The sequence below is a fragment of the Paenibacillus sp. FSL L8-0663 genome, from assembly GCF_038008125.1.
GTDB classification, from domain to species: Bacteria; Bacillota; Bacilli; order Paenibacillales; family Paenibacillaceae; genus Paenibacillus; species Paenibacillus polymyxa_D.
Map to the genome: position 1 here is coordinate 1961898 of NZ_JBBOYM010000001.1, position 16484 is coordinate 1978381.

Below are 16484 nucleotides of genomic sequence, written 5' to 3' on the forward strand. Positions count from 1 at the left end.
AGTCAAGAAGAGGTGGGCAGATGCATCCCTATTATCGTTCACTAGAAAAAATGGCTCATCATGCCTCGATTATAGAGCAGGATTGGAACCGGTTTGTAGAGCAAACCCGTGTGAAGCATGTTCAGCAGGGAACGGTTCTCATTGAAACGGGTGAGCTTGTGAAACATGCCTATTTTTGTTCAGAGGGATTATTCCGTTTATTCTATACATTAGCAGATGGCAGAGAATACAATGTTGGTTTTTCGCCAGAAGATGATTTCGTAACCTCTTATGGGGCTATGATCCAAGAAGAAGCCTCCACTTTTTCGATTGAGGCAATGGAAGATTCGGTTGTCATTGAAATTCCATATCACGTATTGAAGGAGCTTATGGATACAAGCCATATGTGGGAAAGATTCGTGCGCAAGAGTGTAGAGAGACTTTACATTCGAAAAGAGGAGCGGGAACGCGAATTATTATACCTCTCCGCTAAGGAACGTTATCACGCTTTTCTCCTCAAATACCCCGGATTGGACAAGCGAGTTGCCCAATATCATATAGCTTCTTACATAGGCGTCTCCCCTGTGTCACTTAGTCGTTTGCTGCGTAGTGATCCGCATTAACCTATGTTAATGCGAATTTGTAGACAAGCAGCGTACAATAACGATACATCATTCAAGCTTCACCAAAAAAAGGAGATAGGCATATGCGTTATATGATGATTGTATTATTGGAATTCTACCCTTCCTGGTTGGCTCTTCCTCGGGAGGAACGTCGAAAACATGCGGGGACCTTGCAGGCTACCATTCAAAAGTATAACGAACAGGTTCAGGTTCGGTTTTTTGATGCAGAAGCATTGCCTGGAAAGGACTACACCGATTTCGTCGTATGCGAAACGGAGGACATGAAGCAATATCACTATATGTGGGAAGAAATTCGCGATTCTGAGCCGTATACCAAAGGATACATGAAGATTAAAGATGTAGTGATGGGTATGGAAAATGCATTTCAGTCCTATGAGTCAGAAATGCTACAGATGGAAAAATAACCGTCATTCCGCTTTCTATGTAAAATGAAGTGTTCATCTTATATACGGTTAATAAAGGCGAATTCCTGTGCTGCTTATGTTCAGCTGGGAATTCGCCTTTTATCTTTTGGAGACGAAAAAGTGTAATAAGAAAAAATCGCATTATACAACTGTATTACTTATAACCTTCAGAAAACCGTTCTTTCCGGCGGTATCCATTAACTGATTTATAGATTTTGTTGCGCTTTCGCTAAACAAATACCACTCATCTTTCGATACGTCATGAATCAAAAACTTGGGATATCCGATTAAAACTTCGGATGGAAAGGACTGGATTAAAGAATACACATCAAAACGAGCTAAGTTTTTCCCCTTTTGGTCTAAAAAATCGTATTGTGCATTTTTATAATAAGACCCGGGTGTGTCAATAGTGAAGCTCCAAGAATAGTTTTCAGGTGCTTCGACCTTTTCACCTTTGTTTTTTGTGAAAATATTATAAATGGTTTTGTTATATGCATTGCCATGAATTTGCTGAACTACGCCGCCCAAAGTCATATGGTATTCCTGTTGAAGCGCCTTTACTTGTACACCGTTGATGAGCAATGGTTTAGTATCCACAGTCACTGTAAAGTTGCTGTAATTGACATTGCAGCCAAACGCCTCTGCTAAAAAACGAAGTGGAACATATATGCGATTATTTTTCGTATATGGTTTTACATCTAGCAGTATCTTTTTACCGTTTTTCTCCGCTGTGCTTTTGTTTATTGCTAACTTTACTTTCACATCACTCTTAGCGAGAATAACCTCGGAATCGGACCATTCGACGTTGGCCCCCAAACTTTCGCTAATAACACGTAGAGGCACCATGGCGCGCTTATTTTTCATTTCGGGCGTCACATCGGATGTAACCGTCACACCGTCAACTTTGATTTGATTTTCTGCTGCATAAGTAGTGGATGATGAAATAAATAAAAAGATTGCAAGAAAAACCCAGCAGAATGCTTTGTTCATAAATGATTACCCCTTTTTTGATTAAATTTGTTGTGAAGTAACTTTTCCCCATATTAAGACGCGATTGGATAAAATTTGTTGTGCTATCTTGTCTGTTAACTTAACGTAACAACCTGTTTGTACTATTATTTAACTTCCGATATTTACCAACGAAAAACTTCTAACCTTCGCGAAGGATTATGTCGATAACATTGAATATTGTTCATAAATTTTATGAAAGCAAATCCTTAGGGGGGGAAGTTAATGAGAAAACAGCTAAAAGTTGCGATTTCTCTAGCATGTTTAATTATGTTTATAGGTTGTTCAGCTTCACCATTATCACAGCAGACGACCAAGATTACACTTTTGAATTCTAAATCTGAAATAAAAACCCAGTTAGAGGAAGTAGCAAAACAATACAATCAAGAGCACCCTGAAGTATCTTTAGAGATTATAACCGCTCCTGAGGGGACGTCTGCATATCAAAAGCTGATGTCGATGTATGGCTCAGGAAGTCCAGCTACCATGTCGATGCTTGATCCAGGCGACACGCAGACATTCTTGGATAAAGCTATTGATTTAAGTAAAGAGAAGTGGGTAGCCGATACGATAGAAAATGGACTTGACACCGTCAAGAAAAATGATGCTGTGCTGGGGTTTCCATTTGCAGTAGAAGGCTACGGATTAATTTACAATAAGAAAGTACTGGACAAAGCAACAGGGGGGGCTTTTGATGTTTCCTCGGTAAAAAGTAGAAGTAGCCTGAATTCATTAATGGCTAAAATTCAGAAGTCGGGAGTAGCACCGGACATGCTTTCACCAATGGACTGGTCTCTCGGCTCTCATCTTTTAGCTCTGTCTTATTCTGTTCAACCTGGGGGCTTTCCGGAGTTTGTTAAAGGTATGCAGAATAACTCCATTGATATGTCCCAGAACAATGTAATGTCTGGATGGGTACAAACTTTAGATCTGCTCAAGGATAACAACATTAATAAGCACTTGCCTTTGGACAGTACGTATGAAGATGGAGCCAAAGCTTTGGGAGAGGGCAAGGTAGGGCTTTGGTTTATGGGCAACTGGGCTTGGAATGGAATAAAGAGCAATGATACGGCAAATGAGGAATACGGTTTCTTGCCTCTTCCGCTAAACGATAATACGGATGATCCTAACAATGCTAAGATCACTGTCGGTGTGACAAAGTATATATTCATCGACTCCACAACTACCACACCTCAGCAGCAAGAGGAAGCAAAGAAGTTTTTGAACTGGCTGGTATATGAAAAATCCGGACAAGAACTTTTGGTTAACAAGGCCAATGTTATACCGGCGTTCAAGAATATTGACATGGTGCCTTCCGATCCTTTGAGTAAATCGATCAAGTCATATATGTCGAGCGGAAAGACGCTGCCGTTCATGGCAACCCTTCCACCTGATCATGGGGGCATCACAGGAGCATCTATCCAAAGCTACATCAGTGGAAAGATAGATAAGGCAGAGCTGTTGCGCCAAATACGTATATATTGGAAAGCTCAGCAGTGATGATACGAGACCAGTCACGGGAGGAAGATAAGGGTGTTTAAATTAACGTTAAAGAAAAAGATAATTAGTGCAGCGCTCATACTGGTGATCGTGCTGTCCCTTTCAAGTGTTATAGGCGTCATTAAGATGTCGGAAATGGGGGAGGCTTCTGATAAGGTAAATAACAGGTCTTTACCTGCAGTCATTCTTCTTCAAGGTATGGATAAGCAGATTACAGAAATCGATAGGCTCACCGTTCGAATGATACTCGAAGAGGATGCAGCCGTCCGCAGCACTTATCAAGAAGAACTAACCAAAGCTACAGCGTCAATGGATAAGAGTGTAAATAAATATCAAAGTTTAGCCTCCACGGCAGAGGAAAAAGAACTATTCACCGACTTTTATGGTCAGTGGGCAATGTATCTCCGCCATCTAAAGGTGGTTTCCGCGGCCATGGAAGAAAACGACAAGGTGATGGCCTACATGATCATCCATGGGAATTCTTCTATTTATAAGGCAGCCTTGGACGATGTGAATAAACTGAAGCTGCTTAATGAGCAGTACGCTACTGATGCCGCTAATCAATCGAGTCAATCTTACCATTCAGGTAGACTTTTGATGATTTCTCTGACTATCATATGTACGATCCTTGGAATTATCGGTTCTTTTTTACTGGCTCAATCGTTCACTAAGCCCATATTAAAGATAGCGGAACAGATAAAGCTGGTAACGAGAGGGGACCTGCAAGTGGAACCCCTTAGTATCCGATCCAAAGATGAGGTCGGGGAGCTGGCATCCGATTTTAATGAAATGTGCGATTCACTTCGCAATCTTTTAAAGGAAGTTGTGGATAATTCCTTACTGGTTGCCTCTACGGCTGAACAGTTAACGGCTAGTGCGGAACAGACAAGCATTGCTACCGAGCAGATAGCTATAAGTGCCACTCAGGTTGCGGAGGGATCTCAGACACAGCTTGTAGACATAGCTGAAACGCTGAATTACACGGTAGACGTTTCTAAAAGTGTAGAGAACATAACCAATCGCTTTGTGAATGTGGCAAATCTCACAACCCAAGCACAAGAAAAAGCAAACAACGGAAAAACCCAAATGTCTTCGACTGTTTCTCAAATAAGAGATGTGCATACCAAGGTAACTCAATCCGCTGAAGTAGTAAATATTCTAGGAGAAAAGTCTGCGGAGATCAGACAGATCACAGCTATGATCCGTGATATAGCAGCTCGAACCAATTTGCTTTCACTAAATGCGAGTATAGAAGCTGCGAGGGCGGGAGAGCAGGGAAAAGGGTTTGCGGTTGTTGCTTTTGAAGTACGCAATCTGTCGGCACAAGCAAGTGAAGCAACAGGCAAGATCTCTTCTCTGGTTAACGAAATTGCCTTAAGAACAGATGAAGTTGTGATTTCAATGAATGAAGGTGTTCAATCTCTGAATGAAGGCATGATGCTTGTCGAAGGCGTAGGTAACGTTTTTTCTGAGATTGTAGGTGCCGTTGAAGAAGTGAGCGGTGAGGTGGACACTGCGGCTGTAGAAGCAAGATCCGTAAATGAAGGGACCGTTTCTATGGTGGAATCGATGAAGAAAATTGCTGAAATCTCCGAACGTGCAGCAGATTCTACTCAAACAGTCGCAAGCGTAGTCGAGGAAACTACTGCATCCATGCAGGAAGTGTCTGCGGGTGCTAACATGCTTGCCAAGAGGGCGGAAGAGATGAATCAGACGGTGTCGGTATTCAAGATTTAAAATAAGCTTCAAATCAACTGGAGTTAAGAGCGGCAGCCTTGGACGAGAAGAAAGTCCTAGACTGCCGCTGTTTTGTTAAGCTTAAACCATTAGATTACGAATGAACTGCTTCAGCTTTTTTGGTTGCTCTTTTCAGATCCTGTTTACGGCGTTCTTCCAGATACCGCTCTCCATTCTTCTTGTCTGCTGTCAGTGTAAAACAGGATAGGATGGTGAATAGACCTGCAATGGAACCCAGAATTACATAAGTAATCGGGAAATTTAATACTTCATACATATGCCCGACAATGGGTGAGAAAATGGAAACCACCAGGGAGCCCATAAACAAATACAGCAGGTACATGGTGGAGGACAAGCGCTGGTCAAAGTTAACGGTAATGTACTTGAAGATGGCTACCAGAATAAGTGGTTTCTCCAGGGAGTGAATCATCTTCATCGCAGCCACCCATATAGAACCGAATGGCAGCGAAGAGCCGATAATACGCAAAGACATAATCGACCCGGCAATAATTAATGCCCATTTGGCGGTCGTTTTGTTCACAAACCAAGGGGTAACGAAAAGGAACACAAATTCCAGAAAAACCTGCACAGCGCTCAAATCGCCAAGGAATTGATTTCCTTCCGCTTTGGAACTGAACTGCGATACGAAGTATGTGGCAAACTGTTGGTCATATACCTCATAAATTTGGGTCACGCCAACCATGAATAGCATAAGAAACCAGAACTTTGTGGTACGTACGAGATGCAGCACATCAATGAGCTTCAACGATTCTGTTTTCTGCTGCTCCTGTCCAGAAATTTCGACTTTGGTCAGGAAGATGCAGATCATGGCAACAACGGCAGATACGGAGGCAATCCAGAAGGTCAGATTTACATTGATATTGATGACCCGTCCCGCAACAAAAGTAGCCGCCGCCCACCCGAGTGAACCCCACATACGAACCCGTCCGTATTCAAAGCCATATTTACGCGAAACTTTGTCCATATACGAATCGACGACACCGTTACCTGCATTAAATACCAGGCCGATAAATAGCGCACCAACAATGGCACCAATGACGAACTGCGTTTGAAGCAATGGACCGTATACATAGATAAAAAAGGGCCCGACGAGCAAAAGGATTGTAAAGAGTATGTACAGCAGGTGTTTTCTCAAGCCCAGCTTGTCAGATAAGTAACCGAACAAAGGCTGCATGATCAAGGCGACGATTGAATTAGCCGCGTATAAAAATCCCGTGTAGGTTTCTGAAATTTCCAGGCTTTGTCCCAGCCAAATGACAAAAAAAGACATGGCGGCAGACCATGTAAATAGATAAGCGAAGTTAAAAATACTCAGAGACCAATAGTTGCGTTTTGCCAAATTCGTCATGTTTAAGCACCCCTTCAATTGTAGCCGCTCAAATTGTATTCAACGTTAATATGCATTGTTGTACTATTAATTGTAAGGATTATTCGCTTGCTTCCATAGGGCATTTTCCCAAGATTTCCTGTGCTTATTACAATCAGTTGATGATTCGATTAAACCGCAGATTATGTAGTAATTTAAAACTTTTACGAGACCTACCGGGTGTGTGTAACTACATCTATGTCTTGTAAGAAATAAGTCCTACGTGTAAAATTCTCTTATAGTTCATTAAGCTCACTAAGTAGGAGGAGAAATATAGGGTAGCCTCATAAGTGCAAAAGCAAGGGGATGAAATGATTCATTTTTGCAAGTACAAAGTTACTTGAAACGATGATCGTATATAGAGTAACATACTCTAGGCAATCAGATGCCGTTCTTTGAATGCGACAATTGGCTACGTTCCTATTAACATACAGTATACAAAATTAAAAGAAAACGAATAAAAACAAAATGTTGTGAGTTCGTGGTTGGAGGATTTATTATGTCTAAAAGTGTTTCTACGTCCTTTATTATCATTATAGGATCAATGCTATTTGCCTTATTTTTTGGTGCAGGGAATCTAATCTTTCCACCTATGCTTGGGCAAATGGCCGGAAAGAATGTATGGATAGCCAATGCGGGTTTCTTGGTTACCGGTGTCGGCTTACCATTACTAGCCGTCACAGCCTTTGTTTTTTCGGGCAAAAGCAATTTGCAAACTTTAGCGAGTCGTGTACATCCTGTATTCGGTCTTGTCTTTACAACAATCCTTTATCTAGCCATCGGGCCTTTGTATGCAATTCCTAGAACCGGTAGTGTGTCATTTGAAATTGGAGTAAAGCCTTTTTTTTCAGACAATGCAGATCATCCTGTCGCACTTTTTGTATTTACTATCCTTTTTTTTGCAGTTGCATGTTTGTTGTCACTTAATCCTACAAAAATTATTGATGTCATCGGAAAGTTCCTAACACCCATTAAATTGACATTCATTGGATTACTTGTGATTGTAGCTATTATTCACCCAATAGGAAAATTCCAAGAACCTGCGGAGGGTTATACATCCAATGTCTTTTTTAAAGGCTTTCAAGAGGGTTATTTAACATTGGACGCTCTTGTAGCCTTTATTTTTGGAATTATCATTGTGAATGCGATTAAGGATAGAGGGGTTAATACAAAAAAAGAGCTGATGATCATTTGTGGCAAAGCGATAGCAATTGCGGTTATACTCTTAGCTTTTATCTATACGTCTCTTTCATACATGGGAGCTTCTAGTGTTGAAAAACTGGGCATTTTAGGAAATGGTGCTGAGGTGTTAGCTAAGGTTTCCTCCTATTATTTTGGATCTTATGGATCTATTCTATTAGGCTTAATGATTACAGTAGCGTGTTTAACGACAAGTGTGGGGCTTATCACTTCCTGCTCTTCCTTTTTTCATGGATTATTTCCAAAAGTCTCTTACAAAAGAGTCGCTCTCATGTTATCTATATTTAGTATCCTTGTAGCCAACATAGGTTTAACACAGCTCATTAAGGTTTCAACGCCAGTATTAATGGCAATATATCCTATTGCTATTTCTCTAATATTTTTAACTTTTTTACATCCCGTATTTAAAGGAAAGTCAGAAGTATATCAAGGCAGTTTGATATTAACCTTTATCATTAGTTTATTTGATGGCTTGAATGCTGCTGGAATAAAAATTAATGTAATTAATGATTTTTTCACCCATTTTCTCCCATTATATAATGTAGGGTTAGGGTGGTTAATTCCCTCTGTTTTAGGAGGTGTAGCTGGCTACATATTTACTAAATTAAGAGGAAGAAAAATAATTTTAGTACTTATGAAGCCCAAAAAAAACAAATAATTTATCCTATGCATATCAGTCTGTTATATAAGGGACAGCAAGCGCCTGATCTGCTTCGTGCTGCTTACGGTACTGCGAAGGGGTCAGGCCTTTCCATTTTTTAAAGGTCGCAATAAAGTAGCTTAGATTGTCAAATCCAACATCCAGCGCAATATCAACCACTTTTCGATCACTTTGCTCCAACAACCTGCAAGCCTTTTGAATCCGATGATAGTTGATATATTCTACCGGGCTTTTCTGAACCATCTGCTTAAAAAAACGGCAGAAATGTCCCTCGCTCATTCCAATCTCATCTGCGATTTCCCGTAAACGTATAGGCTCATGAGCATGACTGTTGATATACGCCAACGCTTTTTTGATCCGTTCAACTTTGTTGCGCTGACCCGCCATAATCACATCCTCTCCGTTAGCGGGAGTCATGTGTGGGTACAGGCAGGCGATCATGCTATAGAGCTGTGCCTTGGTCGCCAGTTCACGGGCAGGCGCATTCTTTTCATGGCTGGTGATAATGTATCGCAATGCAGCCAGCACCTCTTGCTCCCAGAGCTGCACGCCGCGAATGTGGGGGGGAGGGACAAGCTTTTTACTGATAAATGGGTCAATAAACTGCGTCTGCACCGTATCCTGCGTGCGGCTGTGCAGTATGTCGGGGTGAAACACCACCGCAGAAAATACACAGCGAGGACTTTTTTGTAAATAACCGGCGTGAAGCTCGCCACTGTTTACAAAAAGGGCTTCACCTTCGCTAACCTCCGTATAGACCATATCCGTCTGAAATACAGCGGTCCCTTGTTCCACTACGATAAACTCCATTTCCTCATGCCAATGGGACTCCAATATACTATTTCCGTTCAATTGCTCTACGCTCGGATATACGCTGACTGGATACATGGGATTGCCGTGAATGCGGTTTTCTCGTAACATTTCCCTTTGCATTTCAATGATTCCTTTCGGCAAACTGATTTATATAGAAAACATCAAAATATTGATACAATACGTCAAAATAAAAGAAGTAAACCCTTACATAAATCAATATTATTATAGTGAGGATTTCGAAAAAATCCAACAAGCGATTTGGAATCAAGAATATAAAGATTGAGACGGAGGAAGGAACAGATGAAATTTACAGATGGCTATTGGTTGGTTCGCAAGGGCTATGAAATACAAAATCCTGCTGAAATCCGTGATATCGTGACGGACGATGCTTCCATGACGGTATATGCAGCAACCCACCGGATCGAGCATAAAGGAGATACACTGAACGGAGCGTTGCTGAAAGCGACCTACAGCTCGCCTATGCCGAATGTCATTCGGGTACGTCTAAACCACCATAAGGGACGGGTGCATCAGGGACCGGATTTTGAAATTCACACCTTGCCAACAGAGGTAGGCATTACGGTGGATGAGGACGCAGCGGTACTGAAAAGCGGCGATCTGAGTGTGCGAGTCGGTCGTGGAAAGAGCTGGGACGTAGGCTTTTATGTCGAGGATCGCAGAGTCACAGGTAGCGGACATCGGGGACCAGGCTATATTACAGACCCGCAGGATCAGCCTTTTTTTCGGGAACAGCTGGAGCTGGGCATCGGTGAGTACGTATACGGACTCGGAGAGCGTTTCACTCCGTTCGTAAAAAATGGCCAAGTGGTCGATATCTGGAATGAAGATGGCGGGACCAGCAGTGAGCAGGCCTATAAAAACATTCCATTTTATCTATCTAATAAAGGGTATGGTGTGTTCGTCAACCATCCGGAAAAGGTATCCTATGAGATTGCATCGGAAAATGTATCAAAGGTTCAGTTTAGCGTCTCCGGCGAATCGTTAGAGTATTTTATTATTGGAGGAGCTAACCCTAAAGAGGTACTGGACAATTACACCAAGCTGACGGGTAAGCCTGCATTACCACCAGCCTGGACTTTTGGTTTGTGGCTGACCACTTCGTTCACAACAGATTACGATGAAGCCACAGTGAATCATTTTGTGGACGGGATGGCTGAGCGAGATCTGCCACTCTCGGTATTCCATTTTGACTGCTTCTGGATGAAGGAATACCAATGGTGCGATTTCCAGTGGGATCAAGACATGTTCCCAGACCCGGAAGGCATGCTGCAAAGATTGAAGGCAAAGGGTCTCAAAATTTGTGCATGGATCAATCCGTATATTGCTGAGAAATCCATTTTGTTTGATGAAGGCATGGAGAATGGTTATCTGGTCAAAACCGCCGATGGTGGCGTGTGGCAATGGGATATGTGGCAGGCGGGGATGGGGCTGGTTGACTTCACGAATCCGGCTGCAGTCGCCTGGTACCAGGATAAGCTGAAGGTGTTAGTAGATCAGGGGGTAGATTGCTTCAAAACTGATTTTGGCGAGCGCATCCCTACCCATGTGGTATATCATGACGGATCTGATCCGATGAAAATGCATAACTATTATACGCATTTGTACAACAAGGCTGTATTTGATGTGCTGGAGGAAAAGCTGGGTAAAAATGAAGCCGCGTTATTTGCACGTTCCGCTACAGCCGGGGGGCAACAGTTCCCGGTTCACTGGGGAGGAGACTGCTCGTCGACGTATGAGTCGATGGCGGAATCCTTACGAGGCGGTTTGTCGCTTGGTTTGAGCGGCTTCGGCTTCTGGAGCCATGATATTAGCGGCTTTGAGTTAACGGCTGCGCCGGACGTATACAAACGGTGGGTACAATTTGGACTTCTGTCCTCCCATAGCCGTCTGCACGGAAACGAATCCTATCGCGTGCCTTGGCTATTTGACGAAGAATCAGTGGATGTGGTGCGTAGCTTTACAAAACTCAAATGCTCGCTAATGCCATACCTGTATCCTTCTGCTGTGGAATCCTCGGTAAAGGGACTGCCGATGATGCGGGCTATGGTATTGGAATTCCCGCAGGACCCAACCTGTGCAACACTGGATCTGCAATACATGCTGGGGGATTCCATTTTGGTAGCCCCAATCTTTAATAAAGAAGGCAATGTACAGTATTATGTACCAGAAGGTCAGTGGACAAATTTACTTACGAATGAGAGAGTGTCAGGTGGTCGTTGGGTCAACGAGCATCATGATTTTACAACTTTGCCTGTGCTCGTGAAGCCGAACACACTGTTGGCAATCGGTCATGAGGACAGTCGTCCGGATTATGATTATGCTGATCAAGTGGCGCTTCATTTGTTTGAGCTTGGTGAGGGGCAACAGGCTCGAACGGTTATCGTGAATACGTCAGGTGAAGAAGAGTTAACGGTTATTGCCAGCCGCAAGGATTCTGTCATTACAGTGAAGGCAGAAGGTGCTGTTAAACCATGGTCGATCGTCCTGCGCGGTATCCACGAGGTTGTTCAAGTGGAGCGAGGCAGCAGCCAGTCGGGAGAACAGGGTGTAATTATTACACCAGCTTCCAGTGGACAGCAAGAGCTTACGATTCACTTGGGCTAGGTAAGGCGCTAGAAAGTGGATGAAGTATGTCACAATGTAGCGATTATATGTAAAGAAAGGGCTTGCTTGATCCAACAGGCAAGCCCTTTTTGATGCAGATTTTTGATAGAATCAGTTGCAACTTTTAGCATTGGTTATCTACTCCTATCCATTCTGCTGGAGTAGTAGCGGTACAATATACTGCCGGAAAATATCCACAGGAGTCCGTTTCTTTTTGAATTTATCGGCGGTAACGACAACAACCATGTCATACGACGGGACGACAACAATATATTGCCCACCAAAGCCGAGAGCGTAAAAATAGTCCGTTTCACTTCCTGTATTTGTTCCATCTGAAAAGGAAGAAGTCCACCAGTGCCATCCGTAAAATGCTTTTTGTGGTTTGGCAGCAGGGAGAAACGGACGGGTTGAATATCGAACCGTCTCTGCTTGGATGATCTGCCGTCCTTCCCAGCCTCCTTCATTCAGGTAAAGCTGCCCGAATTTGAGCATGTCCATTGGCCTGAGATGCAGTCCGAAGCCTCCCGTATGAGTGCCCTGAGGATCGGTTTCCCAATGGTAGCTTTCGATACCGAGCGGTTGGAATAATTGCTGTTCGGCAAATTCAGCAACTGTTTGTCCAGAAACATGACGTAGTATGGTGGCCAAAAGTTGAGAACAGCCAGAACTGTACTCCATTCGCGTGCCTGGCACATCCGATAATGGCTGTGAAAGTACAAATTGCACCCAGTCTGACGTTTTGCTCATGGTAGGAAAAGAGTTTTGTCCGCCAAACTCCGTCCAGTTAAAGCCTGCGGACATCGTCAGCAGATGTTCAATCGTAATATCATGTTTTCGAGAATCACTATCTGTGGCCAACTGGGGAAAGAATTCGAGGATCGGCGTCTCCGGTTTCGGTCCCTGTTGCTGGTTCATAGCGATACTAACTAATGCAGAAATCACGCTTTTGGTGCAGGAATTTATTTTATAGAGTTCGTTAGCAATTTGAGGTTCACGATAGTAATTCAAGATCATGTTACCCTGCTGCTCAATAAGGCAGCTGCGGGTTTCCAACTCGTTAAGCACGTGAATAAGCGGTTTGAGCTCCAGACTGTTCATGCAGATCCTCCTTGAGGCTTATGCTATACCAATACATAGTATATCATTTAAATAGTCTGAAATTCGAAGAGTACAAACTGAAAACAGTTCATTTACCTAATTTTGAATTTTTTTGTTTTTTGATATTAAAAAAGATATATATGTTCACTGAATAGACATAAATATATTTAAAAATCTATACACTATTTTCTATTTCATTCAAAAAAACAATCGAATAAAACGATATATAGTAAGTTGGACATTTTATTCAGAAATAACTGGGGGACCGATTCATGAATTTAACGATTAAGGCCAAAATGATTCTTAGCGCGATACTGATCCCGAGTGTGATTGCAGCAATGCTGCTGACCAATTACATTTTAAGCGTACATAGTGAGAATGAGTACAAGGATATTATGAATCGTGAAGAGGCTATTGCGTATAACTCGAAGTCTCTTCAATTTTTGTTAAACGGCATATCTAATGATGAGCGGGCATATTTGCTAACTCGTGACGAACAGTATGGGAAAGAGATCGGAAACAAGCAAAGTGAAGTTGCAAAGTTGCTACAGGAGACAGAAGCTCTGCTTAGTACAGGCAATGAGGATTCTAGTAAAAAGATGACTGATCTCAAGACGGGGATTAATACCTATATGAATCAAGTTCATCGTTTACTGACTACAGCGGGGTATCAGAGTACAAGAGATGACGCTTTCCCGCCATTTTCTGATTTGCTCGATGATTTTGAAAACGAACGGGTGTTGCGCAAGCAACTTGATACCAAGGTAGTAGCCTTCGTCAAAGCTCAAGAGGATATGGTGACGGTGAAAGTACAGCAAGCGCACCAAACGATGACGAATACATCCTTGATTACGAGTATTGTAGGGCTTCTGGTTATCATTTACAGTATTTTTCAATCCATCGTTCTGATTCGTTCAATTCGTCCATTACACCATATGAATGAGCAACTGTTGGAAATGTCTGAAGGTGGGGGAGATTTGCGTAGCCGACTGGATATTACGTCCAAAGACGAAATCGGTATGATTGCAAGCTCCTACAACAAGCTTATTGAGGGATTCCGCAGTATTATAGTGGATGCTCAGGATACGGCGCGTACATTAACCGTAACCGCAGAAAGGGTTAGCGTAAGTACAGAGGAAATGAATCAGGCCAATCGTCATACTTCCGGTGTAATGGAAGAATTAGCGGCTGGTATGGAGCATCAGGTCGACGATATTACACAAACTACAGATACTGTGAAAGAGCTTGCCCACGAACTGGAGCATATTGCAGCTACGAGCCAGCAGGTATATGAGTTGTCTGATACAGCCGCTAAAGATGCAGAAGCAGGGGAACAATCTATAGGTCAGGCTATGCGTCAGATGGAGAAGGTAAGCGAAAGTGTAGACAGCTCTGCACGTGCTGTACGTTCACTTAGTGAACAGGCCGAACAGATTGGCATGATTGGAGCTGTTATTACTGGAATTGCTAAACAGACAGGAATGCTGGCGCTCAATGCGTCGATTGAAGCGGCAAGAGCCGGAGAGCAGGGCAAAGGATTTGCAGTTGTAGCCTCTGAGGTAAGAAGATTGGCCGAGCAGGTATCGGTTTCAGCAGCAGAAATCACACAATTTGTGCAAAATATTCAGGAGCATGTTGGAAATGTCGCTTCCAGTATGCAGACAGGGACGGTTGAAGTGCAGTCTGGCGTAAAGGTCATGCAATCCGCAGAAACCGCATTTCGTCAGATTGGAAGTTCCATTCAACAGGTCAGCGAACAGATTCACAATGTAAACCGGTCCGTAGAACAAATGTCCGGCGGATCAGAGCGAATGGTGGAAGCAGTAGAACGTATTCGTGAAGTAGCAGAGCAGTCGGCAGGAGGAACCCAGAGCGTCAGTGCGGCGGCTGAAGAGCAACTGGCTTCCATGGAGGAAATTGCATCATCTATTCATACACTGGCGGATATGTCGCAACTGCTGAATGCAAGGGTCGGTGGATTTAAAGTGTAGCCGTATAAATCCCCACCAATGTAAACACAATAACATCTGTTGAACAAATCTGAACAGCTGTGTTATTACTTTTGCAAAGGTGGTAACGGGATGCAACAAAATAAGGGGAATCTGCTTGCGTTAGGTTCCATCCCGCTGATGATGACGCTGGGTAATTCCATGCTGATTCCTGTGTTACCGGAAATCGGACGTAAGCTACATGTAAGCTCTTTTCGGATTAGCATGTTGATTACAGTATATGCGGTGGTGGCCATTTTACTGATACCGATTGCGGGCTATCTCTCCGACCGATTTGGCCGTAAGGCGGTGATTGTTCCCTGTCTGATTCTGACGGTGATTGGTGGGGGGATTTCTGCAGCGGGAGCATGGCTGCTTCACGATTCGGCAGCATACTGGACCATTATTGCAGGCCGTCTACTTCAGGGTGCGGGAGCGGCAGGGGCTTTTCCTATAGTCATTCCGCTTGTGGGTGATCTGTACGAGAATGAGGATGAGGCCAGTAAGAACCTGGGGGTCGTCGAGACTTACAACACATTTGGCAAAGTGCTAAGTCCGATACTCGGTGCCGCATTGGGAGCTGTTCTATGGTTTTTGCCACTGGCCGTAATTCCAGGCCTCTGTCTGATTTCGCTCATTTTGGTGCTTTGGCTGATCCATGTGCCTAAGCGTAAGAACCAACCGATTATGTTTCGGGAGTTTGTGGGAAATGTGAAGCGGGTGCTTGCCGAAAAAGGACGTTGGCTCTATGCTATTTTCGCTATGGGCGGCATTTGTATGTTTGTCATTTTTGGCGTCTTGTTCTACTTATCCGACATCTTGGAAAGTCGTTACAACCTCCATAGAGTGTGGAAAGGTTTTGTGTTAGCCATTCCGCTGATTTCCCTCTGTCTGTGTTCTTATGTAGGAGGCAAGATCATCGGCAAGCACAAAAAGCGTATGAAGTGGATCGGTTTTAGTGGTTTGGCCATATTGACGATCAGCTTTGCCATTCTCGGATTTATCCAAAATATTTATGCGGTGATCGGACTGTTTACGTTAGGGGGCGGCGGAATTGGGCTTGCGCTGCCTTGTTTGGATTCTCTCATTACAAAGGGAATTGAAAAAGAGGAACGCGGAACCATTACTGCCCTGTATAGCAGCATGCGCTTTGTCGGGGTGTCACTAGGCCCTCCGGTTGTATCCTTGCTGCTGGGCAGCAGTGGACATGGTCTGCTCTTTGGCGTGATGGCCGCAGTGGGAGGCATTGCAGCTCTGCTGATGCTGTTTGCGGTCAGACCCAAGCAGGATGAACCCACAGATGACAAATCCACGGACCGTATGAGTGTAAATGAGGAGCAAACAAGCGTGTCCCGGGAAAAGCCTCGTTCTCCCAAGCTAAGACGCAAAACTCCTGCGAAATAAATGAAAAAGCACCCATTGTCCATGAAACCATGGCAA

12 protein-coding genes are annotated in these 16484 nt (G+C 43.5%); 8 read left to right on the plus strand and 4 right to left on the minus strand.

Annotated elements, in window-relative coordinates; genetic code table 11:
- Positions 1-20 precede the first annotated feature (20 nt).
- Positions 21-602: a Crp/Fnr family transcriptional regulator gene (locus MKY75_RS08990; RefSeq protein ID WP_165147701.1), complete on the plus strand. Its 582-nt coding sequence runs from the start codon at positions 21-23 to the stop codon at positions 600-602.
- 83 nt (positions 603-685) lie between these two features.
- Positions 686-1027 (plus strand): darcynin family protein, encoded by a 342-nt coding sequence (locus tag MKY75_RS08995; protein WP_029516775.1) that lies wholly within the window; start codon positions 686-688, stop codon positions 1025-1027.
- 141 nt (positions 1028-1168) lie between these two features.
- On the opposite strand, the gene MKY75_RS09000 is transcribed toward MKY75_RS08995, so the two are convergent.
- Positions 1169-2017, minus strand: coding sequence for a copper amine oxidase N-terminal domain-containing protein (locus MKY75_RS09000; protein WP_340885048.1), 849 nt, complete (start codon positions 2015-2017; stop codon positions 1169-1171).
- A 243-nt stretch (positions 2018-2260) separates the two neighbouring features.
- Here MKY75_RS09000 and MKY75_RS09005 point away from each other — a divergent pair, with 243 nt between their 5' ends.
- Together MKY75_RS09005 and MKY75_RS09010 are read left to right on the plus strand one after the other, a co-directional pair.
- Positions 2261-3535, plus strand: coding sequence for an ABC transporter substrate-binding protein (locus MKY75_RS09005; RefSeq protein WP_029516777.1), 1275 nt, complete (start codon positions 2261-2263; stop codon positions 3533-3535).
- A gap of 33 nt (positions 3536-3568) precedes the next feature.
- A complete protein-coding gene (locus MKY75_RS09010) occupies positions 3569-5272 on the plus strand; it encodes a methyl-accepting chemotaxis protein (protein WP_029516778.1) in 1704 nt (567 codons plus the stop codon).
- A 94-nt stretch (positions 5273-5366) separates the two neighbouring features.
- Here MKY75_RS09010 and MKY75_RS09015 read toward each other — a convergent pair whose 3' ends face one another.
- Positions 5367-6641, minus strand: coding sequence for an oligosaccharide MFS transporter (locus MKY75_RS09015; protein WP_029516779.1), 1275 nt, complete (start codon positions 6639-6641; stop codon positions 5367-5369).
- Between the two features lie 517 nt (positions 6642-7158).
- Between MKY75_RS09015 and brnQ the strand changes: the two genes are divergently transcribed.
- Complete coding sequence (brnQ, locus tag MKY75_RS09020) at positions 7159-8517, plus strand: branched-chain amino acid transport system II carrier protein (protein ID WP_069011368.1); 1359 nt, start codon at positions 7159-7161, stop codon at positions 8515-8517.
- 15 nt (positions 8518-8532) lie between these two features.
- Here the strand turns inward: brnQ and MKY75_RS09025 are convergent, their stop codons facing one another.
- The gene (locus MKY75_RS09025) at positions 8533-9453 is read right to left on the minus strand and encodes an AraC family transcriptional regulator (RefSeq protein WP_029516781.1); all 921 of its coding nucleotides are present in this window, start codon (positions 9451-9453) and stop codon (positions 8533-8535) included.
- A gap of 180 nt (positions 9454-9633) precedes the next feature.
- Here MKY75_RS09025 and yicI point away from each other — a divergent pair, with 180 nt between their 5' ends.
- Positions 9634-11958: an alpha-xylosidase gene (yicI, locus tag MKY75_RS09030; protein WP_340885050.1), complete on the plus strand. Its 2325-nt coding sequence runs from the start codon at positions 9634-9636 to the stop codon at positions 11956-11958.
- A 144-nt stretch (positions 11959-12102) separates the two neighbouring features.
- On the opposite strand, the gene MKY75_RS09035 is transcribed toward yicI, so the two are convergent.
- Positions 12103-13056 carry a serine hydrolase domain-containing protein gene (locus MKY75_RS09035; protein ID WP_340885053.1) on the minus strand — a complete coding sequence of 318 codons (954 nt, stop codon included), beginning with the start codon at positions 13054-13056 and terminating at the stop codon, positions 12103-12105.
- Positions 13057-13328: 272 nt separating this feature from the next.
- On the opposite strand from MKY75_RS09035, the gene MKY75_RS09040 reads away from it, so the two are divergent.
- Positions 13329-15047, plus strand: a complete 1719-nt coding sequence (locus MKY75_RS09040; protein WP_069011371.1) for a methyl-accepting chemotaxis protein — start codon at positions 13329-13331, stop codon at positions 15045-15047.
- A gap of 90 nt (positions 15048-15137) precedes the next feature.
- A complete protein-coding gene (locus tag MKY75_RS09045) occupies positions 15138-16448 on the plus strand; it encodes an MFS transporter (protein WP_209947997.1) in 1311 nt (436 codons plus the stop codon).
- Positions 16449-16484 lie beyond the last annotated feature (36 nt).

Bases quoted from the DNA above. Each gene is read 5' to 3' on its own strand.
- MKY75_RS08990 (WP_165147701.1), top strand. From the start codon at position 21: ATGCATCCCTATTATCGTTCACTAGAAAAAATGGCTCATCATGCCTCG.
- MKY75_RS08995 (WP_029516775.1), top strand. From the start codon at position 686: ATGCGTTATATGATGATTGTATTATTGGAATTCTACCCTTCCTGGTTG.
- MKY75_RS09000 (WP_340885048.1), bottom strand. From the start codon at position 2,017: ATGAACAAAGCATTCTGCTGGGTTTTTCTTGCAATCTTTTTATTTATT.
- MKY75_RS09005 (WP_029516777.1), top strand. From the start codon at position 2,261: ATGAGAAAACAGCTAAAAGTTGCGATTTCTCTAGCATGTTTAATTATG.
- MKY75_RS09015 (WP_029516779.1), bottom strand. From the start codon at position 6,641: ATGACGAATTTGGCAAAACGCAACTATTGGTCTCTGAGTATTTTTAAC.
- brnQ (WP_069011368.1), top strand. From the start codon at position 7,159: ATGTCTAAAAGTGTTTCTACGTCCTTTATTATCATTATAGGATCAATG.
- MKY75_RS09025 (WP_029516781.1), bottom strand. From the start codon at position 9,453: ATGCAAAGGGAAATGTTACGAGAAAACCGCATTCACGGCAATCCCATG.
- yicI (WP_340885050.1), top strand. From the start codon at position 9,634: ATGAAATTTACAGATGGCTATTGGTTGGTTCGCAAGGGCTATGAAATA.
- MKY75_RS09035 (WP_340885053.1), bottom strand. From the start codon at position 13,056: ATGAACAGTCTGGAGCTCAAACCGCTTATTCACGTGCTTAACGAGTTG.
- MKY75_RS09040 (WP_069011371.1), top strand. From the start codon at position 13,329: ATGAATTTAACGATTAAGGCCAAAATGATTCTTAGCGCGATACTGATC.
- MKY75_RS09045 (WP_209947997.1), top strand. From the start codon at position 15,138: ATGCAACAAAATAAGGGGAATCTGCTTGCGTTAGGTTCCATCCCGCTG.